Below are 14,588 nucleotides of genomic sequence, written 5' to 3'. Positions count from 1 at the left end.
ATATGTGCCACGCGCCGCCCACGAAACAGCCCGAGAGACGTTTCTGTCACCCGGCTCGCTGCACCCCTCCCTGCCAGGTAAGTACGGCCTGCCTTGCTGGCGCGCCCCTTACGCGGTGCGTATTTTCGAGGGCATCGAGGGGGAGCGGGCCTGCCGGGTACCGCTGCCGGAGAGGGGATAGCCGTGTCCATCATCGAAACCGAGGCCGCGCTTCACGAGGCGCACCGCGACAACCACACCCACCGTGATGTGAACGGCGGCTGGCTGCGCCCCGCGGTGTTCGGTGCGATGGACGGGCTCGTTTCCAACCTCGCCCTGATGACCGGCGTCGCGGGCGGTGCCGTCTCGCCGCATACCGTCGTGATCACGGGACTGGCGGGCCTCGCGGCCGGCGCGTTCTCCATGGCGGCGGGCGAGTACACCTCCGTCGCCTCGCAGCGCGAGCTCGTCCAGGCCGAACTGGACGTCGAGCGGCGGGAGTTGCGCAAACACCCGGTCGACGAGATGGAGGAGCTCGCCGCGCTCTACGTCTCCCGTGGCGTCGAGCCCCCGCTCGCCCGTGAGGTGGCCATGCAGCTCTCCCGGGATCCGGAGCAGGCGCTGGAGATCCACGCCCGCGAGGAGCTCGGCATCGATCCCGATGACCTGCCCTCGCCCGCCGTCGCCGCCGTCTCCTCCTTCGGTTCGTTCGCGCTCGGCGCGCTGCCGCCGGTCCTGCCCTATCTTCTGGGCGCGACCGACCTGTGGCCGGCCGTGCTGCTCGCCTTGGCCGGCCTGTTCGCCTGCGGCGCGCTGGTGGCCAGGGTCACGGCTCGCAGCTGGTGGTTCAGCGGGCTGCGCCAGTTCGCGCTGGGCGGCACCGCGGCGGCCGTCACGTACGGTCTGGGCATGCTCATCGGAGCCGCCGTCTGACGGGAGCTCCGCCCCGGATTCCGCACCGGTCCTGATCCAGGGCCGGTGCGGTGGTGCGTCGAGGGCGGGTACGGTGGCCGGCCGAGGGCCGGTGCGGTGGCACGTCCAGGCCCCGGTGTGGTGGCGCGCGAGGCGGGTGCGGTGACGTTTCGAGGACCCGCACTGGCGTTTCGGGGCTGTGTCGGCGACCCTGTGACGTACGCCCTCTCCTCGGATCGGGGTCGGGATGAGACACTATGCAAGGCACAACATAAGTAGCGGTTACCCGGCGGTTTCGACGCCGTAATCACCGGGCATGAGCCGTAGGCGCTGAGGGCAATGAAGCCCGCTCCTGCGCTGGTCCTCCGAATCCCGATCCGTCCGGTCTGTTCGGCTGTGACCCACCCTTCACCGCTTGGCGCGGTGTCCGCATGCTGGAATGAGCTATCCGCTTTCCGAGAAGCACTCCATCATGTAACCTGCACGAAATTTCGCGGAGGGCCAACGTCGTCCCTCGGCACTGCACATGCCACGACGACGACGGGAGAGCCGATGCGTTCCGACGCCTGGTCGCCCATGGACGGTCGCCCCGCCCCCCAGGGGATGTACGACCCCCGTAACGAACACGACGCCTGCGGTGTCGGGTTCGTGGCCACCCTCACCGGTGTAGCCAGCCATGAGCTGGTCGAGCAGGCGCTGACCGTACTGCGGAACCTCGAACACCGCGGCGCCACCGGCTCCGAGCCGGACTCCGGGGACGGCGCCGGCATCCTGATGCAGGTGCCGGACGCGTTCCTGCGCGAGGTCGCCGGATTCGACCTTCCGGACGCCGGTTCGTACGCCGTCGGTATCGCCTTCCTTCCCGCCGACGGCTCCGCACAGGCCGTCTCGCGGATCGAGACGATCGCCGCCGAAGAGGGCCTGAACGTCCTCGGCTGGCGCGAGGTCCCCGTCACCCCCGACCTCCTCGGCAACGGCGCCCGCGCCACCATGCCCGCCTTCCGCCAGCTCTTCGTGGCCGACGGCAGCAGCAGCGGCATCGCGCTGGACCGCAAGGCCTTCGTGCTGCGCAAGCGCGCCGAGCGCGAGGCCGGGGTGTACTTCCCCTCCCTCTCCGCCCGCACGATCGTCTACAAGGGCATGCTGACCACCGGACAGCTGGAGCCCTTCTTCCCGGACCTGTCCGACCGCCGCTGCGCCACCGCCGTCGCGCTCGTGCACTCCCGGTTCTCCACGAACACGTTCCCGAGCTGGCCGCTGGCCCACCCGTACCGTTTCGTCGCGCACAACGGCGAGATCAACACGGTCAAGGGCAACCGCAACTGGATGCGCGCCCGTGAGTCCCAGCTCGCGACCGGACTCTTCGGCGAGGGCGCCTTGGACCGGATCTTCCCGGTCTGCACCCCCGACGCGTCCGACTCCGCCTCCTTCGACGAGGTCCTGGAGCTGCTGCACCTCGGCGGACGTTCGCTGCCGCACTCCGTGCTGATGATGGTCCCCGAGGCGTGGGAGAACCACGACTCGATGGACCCGGCCCGGCGCGCCTTCTACCAGTACCACTCCACGATGATGGAGCCCTGGGACGGCCCGGCCTGCGTCACCTTCACCGACGGTACCCAGGTCGGCGCGGTCCTCGACCGCAACGGGCTGCGCCCCGGCCGCTACTGGGTCACCGACGAAGGCCTCGTCGTCCTCTCCTCCGAGGTCGGCGTCCTCGACATCGATCCCGCCAAGGTCGTCCGCAAGGGCCGGCTCCAGCCCGGCAAGATGTTCCTCGTCGACACCGCCGAGCACCGCATCATCGAGGACGACGAGATCAAGTCCGCCCTCGCGGCCGAGGCTCCGTACGCCGAGTGGCTGGAGACCGGCGAGATCGAGCTCGAGGACCTGCCCGAGCGCGAGCACATCGTCCACACCCATGCCTCGGTCACCCGCCGCCAGCAGACCTTCGGCTACACCGAGGAGGAGCTGCGCGTCATCCTGGCGCCGATGGCCCGCACCGGTGGCGAGCCGCTCGGCTCGATGGGCACCGACTCGCCGATCGCCGCGCTCTCCGAGCGCCCGCGGCTGCTCTTCGACTACTTCACCCAGCTGTTCGCGCAGGTCACGAACCCGCCGCTGGACGCCATCCGCGAGGAGCTCGTCACCTCGCTGCACTCCTCGCTCGGCCCGCAGGGCAACCTGCTGGAGCCGACCGCCGCGTCCTGCCGCAGTGTCACCCTGCCCTTCCCGGTGATCGACAACGACGAGCTGGCCAAGCTCATCCACATCAACGCCGACGGCGACATGCCCGGCATGACGGCCGCCACGCTCGCCGGCCTCTACCGGGTCTCCGGCGGTGGCGACGCGCTGGCCGCCCGCATCGAGGAGATCTGCGCCGAGGCCGACGCCGCCATCGAGAACGGCGCGCGCCTGATCGTGCTCTCCGACCGGCACTCGGACGCCGAGCACGCGCCGATCCCGTCGCTGCTGCTCACCTCGGCCGTGCACCACCACCTCATCCGCACCAAGCAGCGCACCCAGGTGGGCCTGCTCGTCGAGGCCGGTGACGTGCGCGAGGTCCACCACGTCGCGCTGCTCATCGGCTACGGCGCCGCCGCCGTCAACCCGTACCTGGCGATGGAGTCCGTCGAGGACCTGGTCCGCGCCGGCACGTTCATCGAGGGCCTGGAGCCCGAGAAGGCCATCCGCAACCTGATCTACGCCCTCGGCAAGGGCGTCCTCAAGGTCATGTCCAAGATGGGCATCTCCACGGTCGCCTCCTACCGTGGCGCGCAGGTCTTCGAGGCCGTCGGTCTGGACGAGGCGTTCGTCGAGAAGTACTTCAACGGCACCGCGACGAAGATCGGCGGCGCCGGTCTCGATGTCGTCGCCAAGGAGGTCGCCGCCCGTCACGCCAAGGCTTACCCGGCCTCCGGCGTCCCCTCCGCGCACCGTGCGCTGGAGATCGGCGGCGAGTACCAGTGGCGCCGCGAGGGCGAGCCGCACCTGTTCGACCCCGAGACGGTCTTCCGGCTGCAGCACGCCACGCGCACCAACCGGTACGACATCTTCAAGAAGTACACGGACCGTGTGAACGAGCAGTCCGAGCGGCTGATGACGCTGCGCGGCCTCTTCGGCTTCAAGTCCGGCCGCGAGCCGATCTCCATCGACGAGGTCGAGCCCGTCTCCGAGATCGTCAAGCGCTTCTCCACCGGCGCCATGTCGTACGGCTCCATCTCCAAGGAGGCGCACGAGACCCTCGCGATCGCCATGAACCAGCTGGGCGCCAAGTCCAACACCGGTGAGGGCGGCGAGGACCCGGAGCGTCTCTACGACCCCGAGCGCCGCTCCTCCATCAAGCAGGTCGCCTCCGGCCGCTTCGGCGTCACCAGCGAGTACCTGGTCAACGCGGACGACATCCAGATCAAGATGGCCCAGGGCGCCAAGCCCGGCGAGGGCGGCCAGCTGCCCGGCCACAAGGTCTACCCGTGGGTCGCCAAGACGCGTCACTCGACGCCGGGCGTGGGCCTGATCTCCCCGCCGCCGCACCACGACATCTACTCCATCGAGGACCTGGCCCAGCTGATCCACGACCTCAAGAACGCGAACCCGGCCGCGCGTATCCACGTGAAGCTGGTGTCCGAGGTCGGAGTCGGCACGGTCGCCGCGGGTGTCTCCAAGGCGCACGCCGATGTCGTCCTCATCTCCGGCCACGACGGCGGAACGGGCGCGTCCCCGCTCACGTCGCTCAAGCACGCGGGCGGCCCGTGGGAGCTGGGTCTCGCCGAGACCCAGCAGACGCTGCTGCTCAACGGCCTGCGCGACCGGATCGTCGTGCAGACGGACGGCCAGCTGAAGACCGGCCGCGACGTCGTCATCGCGGCGCTGCTGGGCGCCGAGGAGTTCGGTTTCGCGACCGCGCCGCTCGTCGTCTCCGGCTGCGTCATGATGCGTGTCTGCCACCTGGACACGTGCCCGGTCGGCATCGCCACGCAGAACCCGGTGCTGCGGGAGCGGTTCTCCGGCAAGGCCGAGTTCGTCGTGAACTTCTTCCAGTTCATCGCCGAGGAGGTCCGCGAGATCCTCGCCGAGCTGGGCTTCCGCAGTATCGAGGAGGCCGTCGGCCACGCCGAACTCCTCGACACCGAGCGGGCCGTGGGCCACTGGAAGGCGCAGGGCCTCGACCTCGCCCCGCTGTTCTACGTACCCGAGCTGCCCGAGGGCGCCGTGCGCCACCAGGTCATCGAGCAGGACCACGGTCTGGAGAAGGCACTCGACAACGAGCTCATCGAGCTCGCCGCCGAGGCGCTGGGCGCGGCGACCGCCGAGGACGCGCAGCCCGTGCGCGCCCAGGTCGCGATCCGCAACATCAACCGCACCGTCGGCACGATGCTCGGTCACGAGGTGACGAAGAAGTTCGGCGGCGCCGGACTGTCGGACGACACCATCGACATCACTTTCACCGGCTCCGCCGGCCAGTCCTTCGGCGCCTTCGTGCCGCGTGGCATCACGCTCCGGCTGGAGGGCGACGCCAACGACTACGTCGGCAAGGGCCTGTCCGGCGGCCGGATCGTCGTCCGCCCGGACCGCGGTGCCGACCACCTCGCCGAGTACTCGACCATCGCCGGCAACACCATCGCCTACGGCGCGACCGGCGGCGAGATCTTCCTGCGCGGCCGCACCGGCGAACGCTTCTGCGTCCGCAACTCGGGTGCCACCGTCGTCTCCGAAGGCGTGGGCGACCACGGCTGCGAGTACATGACCGGCGGCCACGCGGTCGTCCTCGGCGAGACGGGCCGTAACTTCGCGGCCGGTATGTCCGGCGGCATCGCGTACGTGATCGACCTCGACCGGGACAACGTCAACTCCGGCAACCTGGAGGCGATCGAGGCCCTGTCCGACGCCGACGAGCAGTGGCTGCACGATGTCGTGCGCCGCCACCACGAGGAGACGGGCTCCACCGTCGCCGAGAAGCTTCTCGCCGACTGGTCCGTGAACGCGGCCCGTTTCAGCAAGATCATCCCGACCACGTACAAGGCAGTGCTCGCCGCCAAGGACGCCGCTGAGCTCGCCGGTCTCTCCGAGCAGGAGACCACCGAGAAGATGATGGAGGCGGCGACCAATGGCTGACCCCAAGGGCTTCCTGACCACCGGGCGCGAGGTCGCCAAGACCCGTCCCGTGGAGGAGCGCGTCAAGGACTGGAACGAGGTCTACCAGCCCGGCTCCCTGCTGCCGATCATCAGCAAGCAGGCCGGCCGGTGCATGGACTGCGGCATCCCGTTCTGCCACAACGGCTGCCCGCTCGGAAACCTCATTCCCGAGTGGAACGACTACGCCTACCGCGAGGACTGGTCGGCGGCGTCCGAGCGGCTGCACGCGACCAACAACTTCCCGGAGTTCACCGGCCGCCTGTGCCCCGCTCCCTGTGAGGCGGCGTGCGTGCTGGGCATCAACCAGCCCGCGGTCACCATCAAGAACGTCGAGGTCTCCATCATCGACAAGGCGTGGGAGACCGGTGACGTCACCCCGCAGCCGCCCGAGCGCCTGTCCGGCAAGACCGTCGCCGTCATCGGCTCGGGCCCGGCCGGTCTCGCCGCCGCCCAGCAGCTGACCCGGGCCGGCCACACGGTGGCCGTGTACGAGCGCGCCGACCGCATCGGCGGTCTGCTGCGCTACGGCATCCCCGAGTTCAAGATGGAGAAGGTGCACATCAACCGGCGCATCGAGCAGATGCGCGCGGAGGGCACCAAGTTCCGCACGGAGGTCGAGATCGGCCGCGACATCGACGCCGCGAAGCTGCGGCGCCGGTACGACGCGGTGGTCATCGCCGCCGGTGCGACCATCTCGCGCGACCTGCCGGTCCCGGGCCGCGAGCTCAAGGGCATCCACTTCGCGATGGAGTACCTGCCGCTCGCCAACAAGGTGCAGGAGGGCGACTTCATCGCGCCTCCGATCACCGCAGAGGGCAAGCACGTGGTCGTCATCGGCGGCGGTGACACCGGCGCGGACTGCGTCGGCACGGCCCACCGGCAGGGCGCCGCCTCCGTCACGCAGCTGGAGATCATGCCGCGTCCGGGCGAGGAGCGGTCCGCCGGCCAGCCGTGGCCGACGTTCCCGATGCTCTACAAGGTCACCTCCGCGCACGAGGAGGGCGGCGAGCGGGTCTACTCGGTCTCCACCACCCACTTCGAGGGCGACGAGGACGGCAACGTCCAGTTCCTCCACCTCGTGGAGGTGGAGTTCGTCGACGGCAAGCTGACCCAGAAGCCCGGCACCGAGCGGAAGATCCCCGCGCAGCTGGTCACGCTCGCGATGGGCTTCACGGGCACGGACCGGTCCAACGGTCTGGTCGACCAGTTCGGCCTGGAGCTCGACGAGCGCGGCAACATCGCGCGGGACGCGGACTACGCGACGAACGTCGACGGCGTGTTCGTCGCGGGCGACGCCGGCCGCGGCCAGTCGCTCATCGTGTGGGCGATCGCCGAGGGCCGCTCGGCGGCCCGCGGAGTGGACCGCTACCTGACGGGCGCCAGCGAACTGCCGGCCCCGATCCGCCCGACGGACCGCGCACTGACGGTCTGACCCCCTGATACGTCCCGTACAACGGCGTACGGAACTGAACACGGCGCCTGCCTTGTCCCCGACCGGACCATGGCAGGCGCCGTGGTGCGTTCGGGTGCGGGGCCGTTGCGCGCGGTGTTCCGGGGCGCCGCCCCGCACTCTCGCGCCACAAACGCCGGCGAGGCTGCTTCGCAGCCCGTCCGGCGATTGAGGACACCGCGCGGAACGCGGTACCGGGGTCCGGGGCGAAGCCCGGTCTCAGGGGAGGGGCGGGGTGGGGAAACGGCCCCGCCCAGCGGCCCGTTCGCGTCCGCCGCCGCGGGATATCGTGCGAACCGGCGCCCACCCGGTCCGACGAAACGGAGCCCGCATGCCCGTCAGCCTCCAGAAGCTCGAGCGCAGCGCCCCCGCGCTCGTGAGCCTCTACAAGACCGCGGGCGTCTGCCTTCAGAAGTACGGACTGCACGGGCAGCGCGCCGCCGTCTACCTCGTCGTCGACTACTCGGGGTCGATGAAGGACTACTACAAGGACGGCAGCGTCCAGGCACTCGCCGACCGTGTCCTTGGGCTCTCCGCCAACCTCGACGACGACGGCACCGTGCCCGTCGTGTTCTTCTCCACCGACGTCGACGCGGTCACCGACATCGCGCTGGAGAACCACCACGGCCGGATCGACGAGATCGTCTCGGGCCTCGGGCACATGGGGAAGACCAGCTACCACCTGGCGATGGACGCCGTCATCGACCACTACATGGACAGCGGCTCGACCGCTCCCGCTCTCGTCGTCTTCCAGACGGACGGCGGCCCCATCAACAAGCTCGCCGCGGAGCGCTACCTCTGCAAGGCGGCGAAGCTGCCGCTCTTCTGGCAGTTCGTGGGCTTCGGCGACAAGCGCAGCTCGCAGTTCGCCTTTCTGCGGAAGCTCGACGAACTCGCCGTACCCGCCAGGCGTCCCGTCGACAACGCCGGTTTCTTCCACGCCGGGCTCGACCCGCGCCAGGTGCCGGATGCCGAGCTGTACGACCGGCTGGTCGGGGAGTTCCCCCAGTGGCTCGCCGCCGCACGCGCCCAGGGCATCGTCCGGTGACGATGCGGCTGTTGCGGGCGGCCGGCCGGGTGGCCGTGCCGTGGAAGAACGGCGGCGGTGTGACCAGGGAGATCGCCGCCTCGCCCGAGGACGCGCCGATGGACGCCTTCGACTGGCGGATCAGCCTTGCCGATGTCGCCGATGACGGGCCCTTCTCCGCGTTCCCCGCGGTGGACCGCACGCTCACCGTGGTGGAGGGGCGCGGCATGGAACTCACCGTGGGCGGCGAGCGGCTCGTCGTCGACGAGCGCTTCGTGCCGCGCGACTTCCCCGGCGACCGCGCCACCGACGGCAGGCTGCTCGGCGGCCCGGTGGTCAACTTCAACGTCATGCACAACAGGGGCCGCGCCGTCGTCATGACCTCGGTCGTACGCGGCCGCCTGCCCGTGGTCGTTCCCGACCGCTCGGTCGTCGTGGCCGTCGCCCTGCGGGGCACGACGGTGCTGGAGGCGATGAGCCCCGGCGCCGAGCGCGTCACGCTGGACCGGTACGACGCGGCGGTACTGGACGGCCACGCGGTGGTGCTGGCGACGGACGGCGACGCGGCGCTGGTCACGATCCGCTTCCGGGGGGCCTGAGCCGCGCGGGCCCCGATCCCGTGCCTCTTCGCGATCGGGCGGCTCCGAGGGCCCCGGCCGATGCGAAGCGCCGGCGGCCTGCGCTGCTTTCCACCGGATCATGTCCGCCGCCCGGCGCCGTCCGAGTCCGGAAGCCCGACAGCGGATGTCCGGTTTCCGAGATTGGCTGGTGTCATGACCTACGCCCCATGGTCCGCGTTCCGGACCGCAGAGCCCGCCTTCGCCGAGATCGTCCAGCACCGCTTCGAGCAGTACCGGCACCACGTCCTCGCCACCCTCCGCAAGGACGGGTCGCCCCGCCTGACCGGCCTGGAGGTGAGTTTCCGCTTCGGTGAGCTGTGGCTCGGCATGATGCCGGACTCCCTCAAGGCCCGGGACCTCCGGCGCGATCCGCGCTTCGCCCTGCACGCGAATCCGGGCACGGACGATTCCATGGACGGTGGTGACGTGCGCGTCTCCGGGCGCGCGATCGAGGTGACCGACCCCGAGGAGGTCGCGCGATTCGTCGCCGCCGTCGAGCCGCCCGAGCCCTTCCACCTCTTCCGGACCGAGCCGGCCGAGGTGGTGAGGACCTGGGTCGAAGGCGACGAGCTGGTCGTGCGGTCCTGGCGTCCGGGCACGGAGGTCAGGACCGTCCGGCGACGCTGAACCCGAGACTCAGTCGGCCAGCACCCGAGCCCGGCAGACCGACGGGCTGCCCCACGCGTCCCGCAGCGGGCGGGCCTTGCGCAGCCACAGCGCGAGGTCCGGCTCGTCGGTGTATCCGATCGCGCCGTGCAGGTGCAGCGCGGTGAGCGCCGCAGCGTACGCGGCCTCACCCGCTGCCACCTTCGCCGCCGCGATGTCCGCCCGGCTCATCGACAGCGCGGCCCCGAAGAGCAGAGGGCGCGCGAACTCCAGCCCGATCAAGGTGTCCGCGAGCCGGTGCCCCACCGCCTGGAAGGACCCGACCGCCACCCCGAACTGCGTGCGTTGCTTCACGTACGACACGGTACGGTCCAGCAGCGCCAGCCCGGTGCCGAGCGACTGGGCCGCGGTCACGAGGGCGGCGACATCGGCCGCGTACGCCGCTGCCCGCGTGACCTGCGGGCCGTCGGCGAGCACCGCACCCCCGGCCCCGGGTACGGCGAGCCGCCGTACGGGGTCGGCGGAGATCCGCAGCCGACCGTGCCGGCCTGCGGTGCGCAGCACACCGGCGCCGTCGACGGTCAGGAGCACGGACGCCGCGTCCGGGTCCAGGGCGTACGGGCCGTGACCGGCGAGCACGAGCGTGGCGATCTCCTCGCCCGACACCAGCCGGGGCAGCAGCCGCTTGGCGGCCGAGGCGTCACCCAGGTCGGCGAGCCGGCCCAGCAACGCGGCCGCCGCCACCGTCTCGACCACCGGACCGGGCATCGCGTGCCTGCCCAACTCGACGAAGGCCAGAGCAAGTTCGGCAGGCAGCGGGCCGACACCGTCGTACGCCTGTGGTGCCGCGAGCGCGAACACGCCGGCTTCCGCGAGCCGCGACCAGAGCGCCGTGCCCGGCGTGCTGTCACCCGACGCCCATGCGCGGGCGACGGCGGGCACGTCGGCGGCCGACAGCAGGGCGTCCAGCGACCGGGTGAAGGCCTGCTGTTCGGCGGTCGGCACAAGACGCATCAGCGGCGGCCCTTCGGCAGGCCGAGCAGCCGCTCGGCGATGATGTCGCGCTGGATCTCGTTCGTACCGGCGTAGATCGGGCCGGCCAGTGAGAAGACATGGCCCTCGGCCCAGGGGGTGTCGCGCAGTTCCCCGTCCGGGCCGAGGAGGTCGAGCGCCGTCTCGTGCAGGGCGATGTCGTACTGCGACCAGAAGACCTTGTTGAGGCTGGCCTCCGCCCCGAGTCCGGCCCCCTCGGCGAGTCGGGACGCGGCGGCGAAGGCGAAGAGCTGGTAGGCGCGTGCGCCGATGACCGCATCCGCGACCCGGTCCCGCAGCGCCGTGTCCGCCGGGTCGGCCGACGCGCGCCACTGCCGCACCAGCCGGTCGGCGGCGGAGAGGAAACGGCCCGGTGAGCGCAGCGTCAGACCGCGCTCGTCGCCCGTCGCGGACATCGCGATCCGCCACCCATGGCCCGGCTCGCCGATCACGTCCTCGTCCGGGACGAAGACGTCGTCGAGGAACAGTTCCGCGAAGGCGGGCTTGCCGTCGAGGCGCCCGATCGGCCGGACGCTCACCCCGGGCGCCGACAGGTCGAACATCAGATACGTCAAGCCCTGATGAGGTCTCGCCACAGCCGGATCGGTGCGGAAGATGCCGAACGCGCGGTCCGCGAACGCGGCCCGCGACGACCACGTCTTGGTGCCCGACAGCAGCCAGCCGCCGCCCGTGCGCACCGCGCGGGCCCGGAGGGAGGCGAGGTCCGAGCCCGCCTCCGGCTCGGACCAGGCCTGCGCCCACACGGTCTCGCCGCGTGCCGTCGGCGGCAGGACGCGGGCCCGCTGCTCCTCGGTGCCGTGGGCGAGGAGGGTGGGGGCGAGCAGCGCGATGCCGTTCTGCGAGACCCGGCCCGGCGCGCCGGCTGCCCAGTACTCCTCCTCGAAGAGCAGCCAGCCGGTGACGTCCGCGCCGCGCCCGCCGTACCGCTCGGGCCAGGAGACCGCCGACCAGCGGCCCTCCGCGAGTCGTGCCTCCCATGCGCGATGCGCCGCGAAACCCTCCCGCGTCTCCAGCGAGGGAAGGGGCGAGGCGGGGACGTGCTCGGCGAGCCACGCTCGCGCCTCGGCGCGGAACTCCTCGTGGGCCGGGGACAGATCGAGGTCCATCGGGCTCCTTCCCTAACAAGTGTTTGGTAGGTTAACGTGCCGATGTGACGGACAACAGGGCACGGGCGCGGATCGACGCCTCCCGACCGCGGTACGAACCCGGTCACGGCCTGCTGAGGGGGCGTACCGCCGTCATCACGGCCGCCGCGGGCGCCGGGATCGGCGGGGCTGCCGCGCGCAGATTCCTTCAGGAGGGCGCCCGCGTCCTCCTCTCCGACGCCCACGCCCGCCGCCTGAAGGAGTCCGAGGCCGCCCTCGCCGCGGAGTTCGGCCCAGGTGCGGTCGCCGCGCTGCCCTGCGACGTGACCCGGGAGGACCAGGTCCGGCAACTGTTCGACACCGCGGTCCGGCTGCACGGCCGGCTCGACGTCGTCGTCAACAACGCCGGGCTCGGCGGCACGGCCACGCTCGCCGAGATGACCGACGACCAGTGGACCCGCGTCCTCGATGTCACCCTCAACGGCACCTTCCGCTGCACCCGCGCGGCCCTGCGCCGGCTGCGCGACGGCCCCGGCGGCGGCGTGATCGTCAACAACGCCTCCGTCGTCGGCTGGCGCGCCCAGGCCGGACAGGCCCACTACGCCGCCGCCAAGGCGGGCGTCATGGCGCTCACCCGGTGCGCGGCGGTCGAGGCCGCCGAGTACGGTGTCCGCGTCAACGCCGTCGCGCCCAGCCTCGCCATGCACCCCCACCTGGTGAAGGTCACCTCGCCCGAGCTGCTGGCGGAACTCACCGCACGCGAGGCCTTCGGGCGGCACGCCGAGCCGTGGGAGGTCGCCAATGTCATCGTCTTCCTGGCATCCGGCTACTCCTCGTACTTGACCGGCGAGGTCGTCTCCGTCAGCAGCCAGCATGCGTAAGGGGCTGGCGACGAGGACGACAATGGACCCGTGCCCCCGACGAAGAAGAACCAGGTGAACCCGGCCCCGCCCGAGCGGCGCGCCGAACTCCTCGCCACGGCGGCCGAGGTGTTCGCCGCACACGGCTACAACGCGACCACCGTCCGCCGGATCGCCGACGAGGCCGGCATGCTCGCCGGCAGCCTCTACTACCACTTCGACTCCAAGGAATCGATGGTCGACGAGATCCTGTCGACGTTCCTCGACGAGCTGTGGGCCGGCTACGACACGGTCCTCGCGGCCGGACTCGGACCGCGCGAGACCATCGAGGCGCTCGTCACCGAATCGTTCCGCGAGATCGACCGGCACCGGGCCGCCGTCGCCATCTACCAGAAGGAGTCCCGGCAGCTGGCCGCGCAGCCGCGCTTCGGCTATCTCACCGAGTCCCAGGCGAAGTTCGAGAAGGCCTGGCTCCAGGCGCTGGAGCGTGGGGTCGCCGAGAACGTCTTCCGTGCCGACCTCGACATCCGGCTCACCTACCGGTTCGTGCGCGACACGGTGTGGGTCGCCGCGTCCTGGTACCGGCCCGGCGGACTGCACAGCCCCGAGGAGATCGCCCGCCAGTACCTGTCGATGGTGCTGGACGGCATCGCCGTACGCATCTGACCCGACAAGGAGCCCAGCCATGCCCGAGGCCTACATCGTCGAAGCGGTACGCACTCCCGTCGGCCGGCGCAGGGGCGGACTCGCCTCGGTCCACCCGGCCGACCTCGGCGCCCATGTGCTGCGGGCCCTGGTCGAACGCTCCGGGATCGACCCGGCGGCCGTCGACGACGTCGTCCTCGGCTGCCTGGACACGGTCGGCCCGCAGTCCGGTGACATCGCCCGCACCTCGTGGCTCGCGGCCGGACTGCCGGAGGAGGTGCCGGGCGTCACGGTCGACCGCCAGTGCGGCTCCTCGCAGCAGGCGGTCCACTTCGCCGCGCAGGCCGTGCTCTCCGGGACGCAGGACCTCGTGGTCGCGGGTGGCACGCAGAACATGTCGATGATCCCCATCGCGTACGCCTCCCGGCAGGCCGCGGAACCGCTGGGGCTCACCGAGGGACCGTACGCGGGCAGCGCGGGCTGGCGCGCCCGCTACGGGGACCGGCCGGTCAACCAGTTCCACGGCGCCCAGCTGATCGCCGAGAAGTGGGGGATCACCCGACGGGAGATGGAGGAGTATGCCCTGATGTCCCACGGTCGCGCGGTCCGCGCGATCGACGAGGGCCGCTTCGACCGGGAGATCGTGCCGTACGGCTCCCTCACGGCGGACGAAGGGCCGCGCCGGGACACGACGCTCGAGAAGATGGCGGCGCTGCGCCCCGTCCTGGCGGGCGGTACGATCACGGCGGCGTGCTCCTCCCAGGTGTCCGACGGGGCCGCGGCGATGCTGGTCGCGAGCGAACGGGCCGTGGCGGAACACGGGCTGACCCCGCGGGCCCGGATCCACCACCTGTCGGTCCGCGGCGAGGACCCGATCCGGATGCTCTCCGCGCCGATTCCGGCCACGGCGCACGCCCTGAAGAAGACGGGCCTGACGATCGACGACATCGACCTCGTGGAGATCAACGAGGCGTTCGCCCCGGTGGTGCTGGCCTGGCTGCGCGAAACGGGCGCGGACCCGGCCCGGGTGAACGTGAACGGCGGAGCGATCGCGCTGGGCCATCCGCTCGGAGCGACGGGTGTGCGGCTGATGACGACGCTGCTGTGCGAACTGGAGCGGACGGGCGGCCGGTTCGGTCTGCAGACGATGTGCGAGGGCGGGGGCCAGGCGAACGTGACGATCGTGGAACGGCTGTAGGGCCCTCTCCTCTTCTCCGG

Annotated in this window: 11 protein-coding genes; 9 read left to right on the top strand and 2 right to left on the bottom strand. The window is 71.3% G+C overall.

Annotated features, from left to right (window positions below; all coding sequences use genetic code 11):
• Positions 1-183 precede the first annotated feature (183 nt).
• The 6 genes from ACH5AF_RS14820 (at position 184) to ACH5AF_RS14795 (ending at position 9,748) form a co-directional block, all read left to right on the top strand.
• On the top strand, positions 184-912 hold the full coding sequence (locus ACH5AF_RS14820; RefSeq protein WP_398902043.1) for a VIT1/CCC1 transporter family protein: 729 nt from the start codon (positions 184-186) through the stop codon (positions 910-912).
• A 531-nt stretch (positions 913-1,443) separates the two neighbouring features.
• Positions 1,444-6,003: a glutamate synthase large subunit gene (gene gltB, locus ACH5AF_RS14815; protein ID WP_398902042.1), complete on the top strand. Its 4,560-nt coding sequence runs from the start codon at positions 1,444-1,446 to the stop codon at positions 6,001-6,003.
• Positions 5,996-7,456, top strand: coding sequence for a glutamate synthase subunit beta (locus tag ACH5AF_RS14810; protein ID WP_215181119.1), 1,461 nt, complete (start codon positions 5,996-5,998; stop codon positions 7,454-7,456). Before gltB ends, ACH5AF_RS14810 begins: the two co-directional genes overlap by 8 nt.
• Positions 7,457-7,805: 349 nt before the next feature.
• On the top strand, positions 7,806-8,522 hold the full coding sequence (locus tag ACH5AF_RS14805) for a vWA domain-containing protein (protein ID WP_398902041.1): 717 nt from the start codon (positions 7,806-7,808) through the stop codon (positions 8,520-8,522).
• Positions 8,523-8,524: 2 nt separating this feature from the next.
• Entirely contained in the window at positions 8,525-9,100 is a 576-nt protein-coding gene (locus ACH5AF_RS14800) for a HutD family protein (RefSeq protein ID WP_398902278.1), read from the top strand.
• Between the two features lie 174 nt (positions 9,101-9,274).
• Positions 9,275-9,748 (top strand): pyridoxamine 5'-phosphate oxidase family protein, encoded by a 474-nt coding sequence (locus ACH5AF_RS14795; RefSeq protein ID WP_398902040.1) that lies wholly within the window; start codon positions 9,275-9,277, stop codon positions 9,746-9,748.
• Between the two features lie 9 nt (positions 9,749-9,757).
• Here the strand turns inward: ACH5AF_RS14795 and ACH5AF_RS14790 are convergent, their stop codons facing one another.
• Complete coding sequence (locus ACH5AF_RS14790) at positions 9,758-10,741, bottom strand: acyl-CoA dehydrogenase family protein (RefSeq protein ID WP_398902039.1); 984 nt, start codon at positions 10,739-10,741, stop codon at positions 9,758-9,760.
• Entirely contained in the window at positions 10,741-11,886 is a 1,146-nt protein-coding gene (locus ACH5AF_RS14785) for an acyl-CoA dehydrogenase family protein (protein WP_398902038.1), read from the bottom strand. Before ACH5AF_RS14785 ends, ACH5AF_RS14790 begins: the two co-directional genes overlap by 1 nt.
• Before the next feature lie 44 nt (positions 11,887-11,930).
• Between ACH5AF_RS14785 and ACH5AF_RS14780 the strand changes: the two genes are divergently transcribed.
• Genes ACH5AF_RS14780 through ACH5AF_RS14770 form a run of 3 tightly spaced genes read left to right on the top strand, consistent with a single transcriptional unit; the run spans position 11,931 to position 14,568 of the window.
• On the top strand, positions 11,931-12,746 hold the full coding sequence (locus tag ACH5AF_RS14780; RefSeq protein ID WP_398902037.1) for an SDR family oxidoreductase: 816 nt from the start codon (positions 11,931-11,933) through the stop codon (positions 12,744-12,746).
• A 30-nt stretch (positions 12,747-12,776) separates the two neighbouring features.
• Complete coding sequence (locus ACH5AF_RS14775) at positions 12,777-13,391, top strand: TetR/AcrR family transcriptional regulator (RefSeq protein ID WP_398902036.1); 615 nt, start codon at positions 12,777-12,779, stop codon at positions 13,389-13,391.
• Positions 13,392-13,410: 19 nt separating this feature from the next.
• Positions 13,411-14,568, top strand: coding sequence for an acetyl-CoA C-acetyltransferase (locus tag ACH5AF_RS14770; RefSeq protein WP_398902035.1), 1,158 nt, complete (start codon positions 13,411-13,413; stop codon positions 14,566-14,568).
• Positions 14,569-14,588: the final 20 nt, after the last annotated feature.

Source organism: Streptomyces sp. NPDC018833, from assembly GCF_044390825.1.
In the GTDB taxonomy this organism is placed as follows: domain Bacteria; phylum Actinomycetota; class Actinomycetes; order Streptomycetales; family Streptomycetaceae; genus Streptomyces.
The sequence above is the reverse complement of the archived record's forward strand: the minus strand, read 5'-3'. Positions and strand labels throughout refer to the sequence as shown.

Bases quoted from the DNA above. Each gene is read 5' to 3' on its own strand.
- ACH5AF_RS14805 (WP_398902041.1), top strand. From the start codon at position 7,806: ATGCCCGTCAGCCTCCAGAAGCTCGAGCGCAGCGCCCCCGCGCTCGTG.
- ACH5AF_RS14795 (WP_398902040.1), top strand. From the start codon at position 9,275: ATGACCTACGCCCCATGGTCCGCGTTCCGGACCGCAGAGCCCGCCTTC.
- ACH5AF_RS14800 (WP_398902278.1), top strand. From the start codon at position 8,525: ATGCGGCTGTTGCGGGCGGCCGGCCGGGTGGCCGTGCCGTGGAAGAAC.
- ACH5AF_RS14785 (WP_398902038.1), bottom strand. From the start codon at position 11,886: ATGGACCTCGATCTGTCCCCGGCCCACGAGGAGTTCCGCGCCGAGGCG.
- ACH5AF_RS14810 (WP_215181119.1), top strand. From the start codon at position 5,996: ATGGCTGACCCCAAGGGCTTCCTGACCACCGGGCGCGAGGTCGCCAAG.
- ACH5AF_RS14770 (WP_398902035.1), top strand. From the start codon at position 13,411: ATGCCCGAGGCCTACATCGTCGAAGCGGTACGCACTCCCGTCGGCCGG.
- ACH5AF_RS14790 (WP_398902039.1), bottom strand. From the start codon at position 10,741: ATGCGTCTTGTGCCGACCGCCGAACAGCAGGCCTTCACCCGGTCGCTG.
- gltB (WP_398902042.1), top strand. From the start codon at position 1,444: ATGCGTTCCGACGCCTGGTCGCCCATGGACGGTCGCCCCGCCCCCCAG.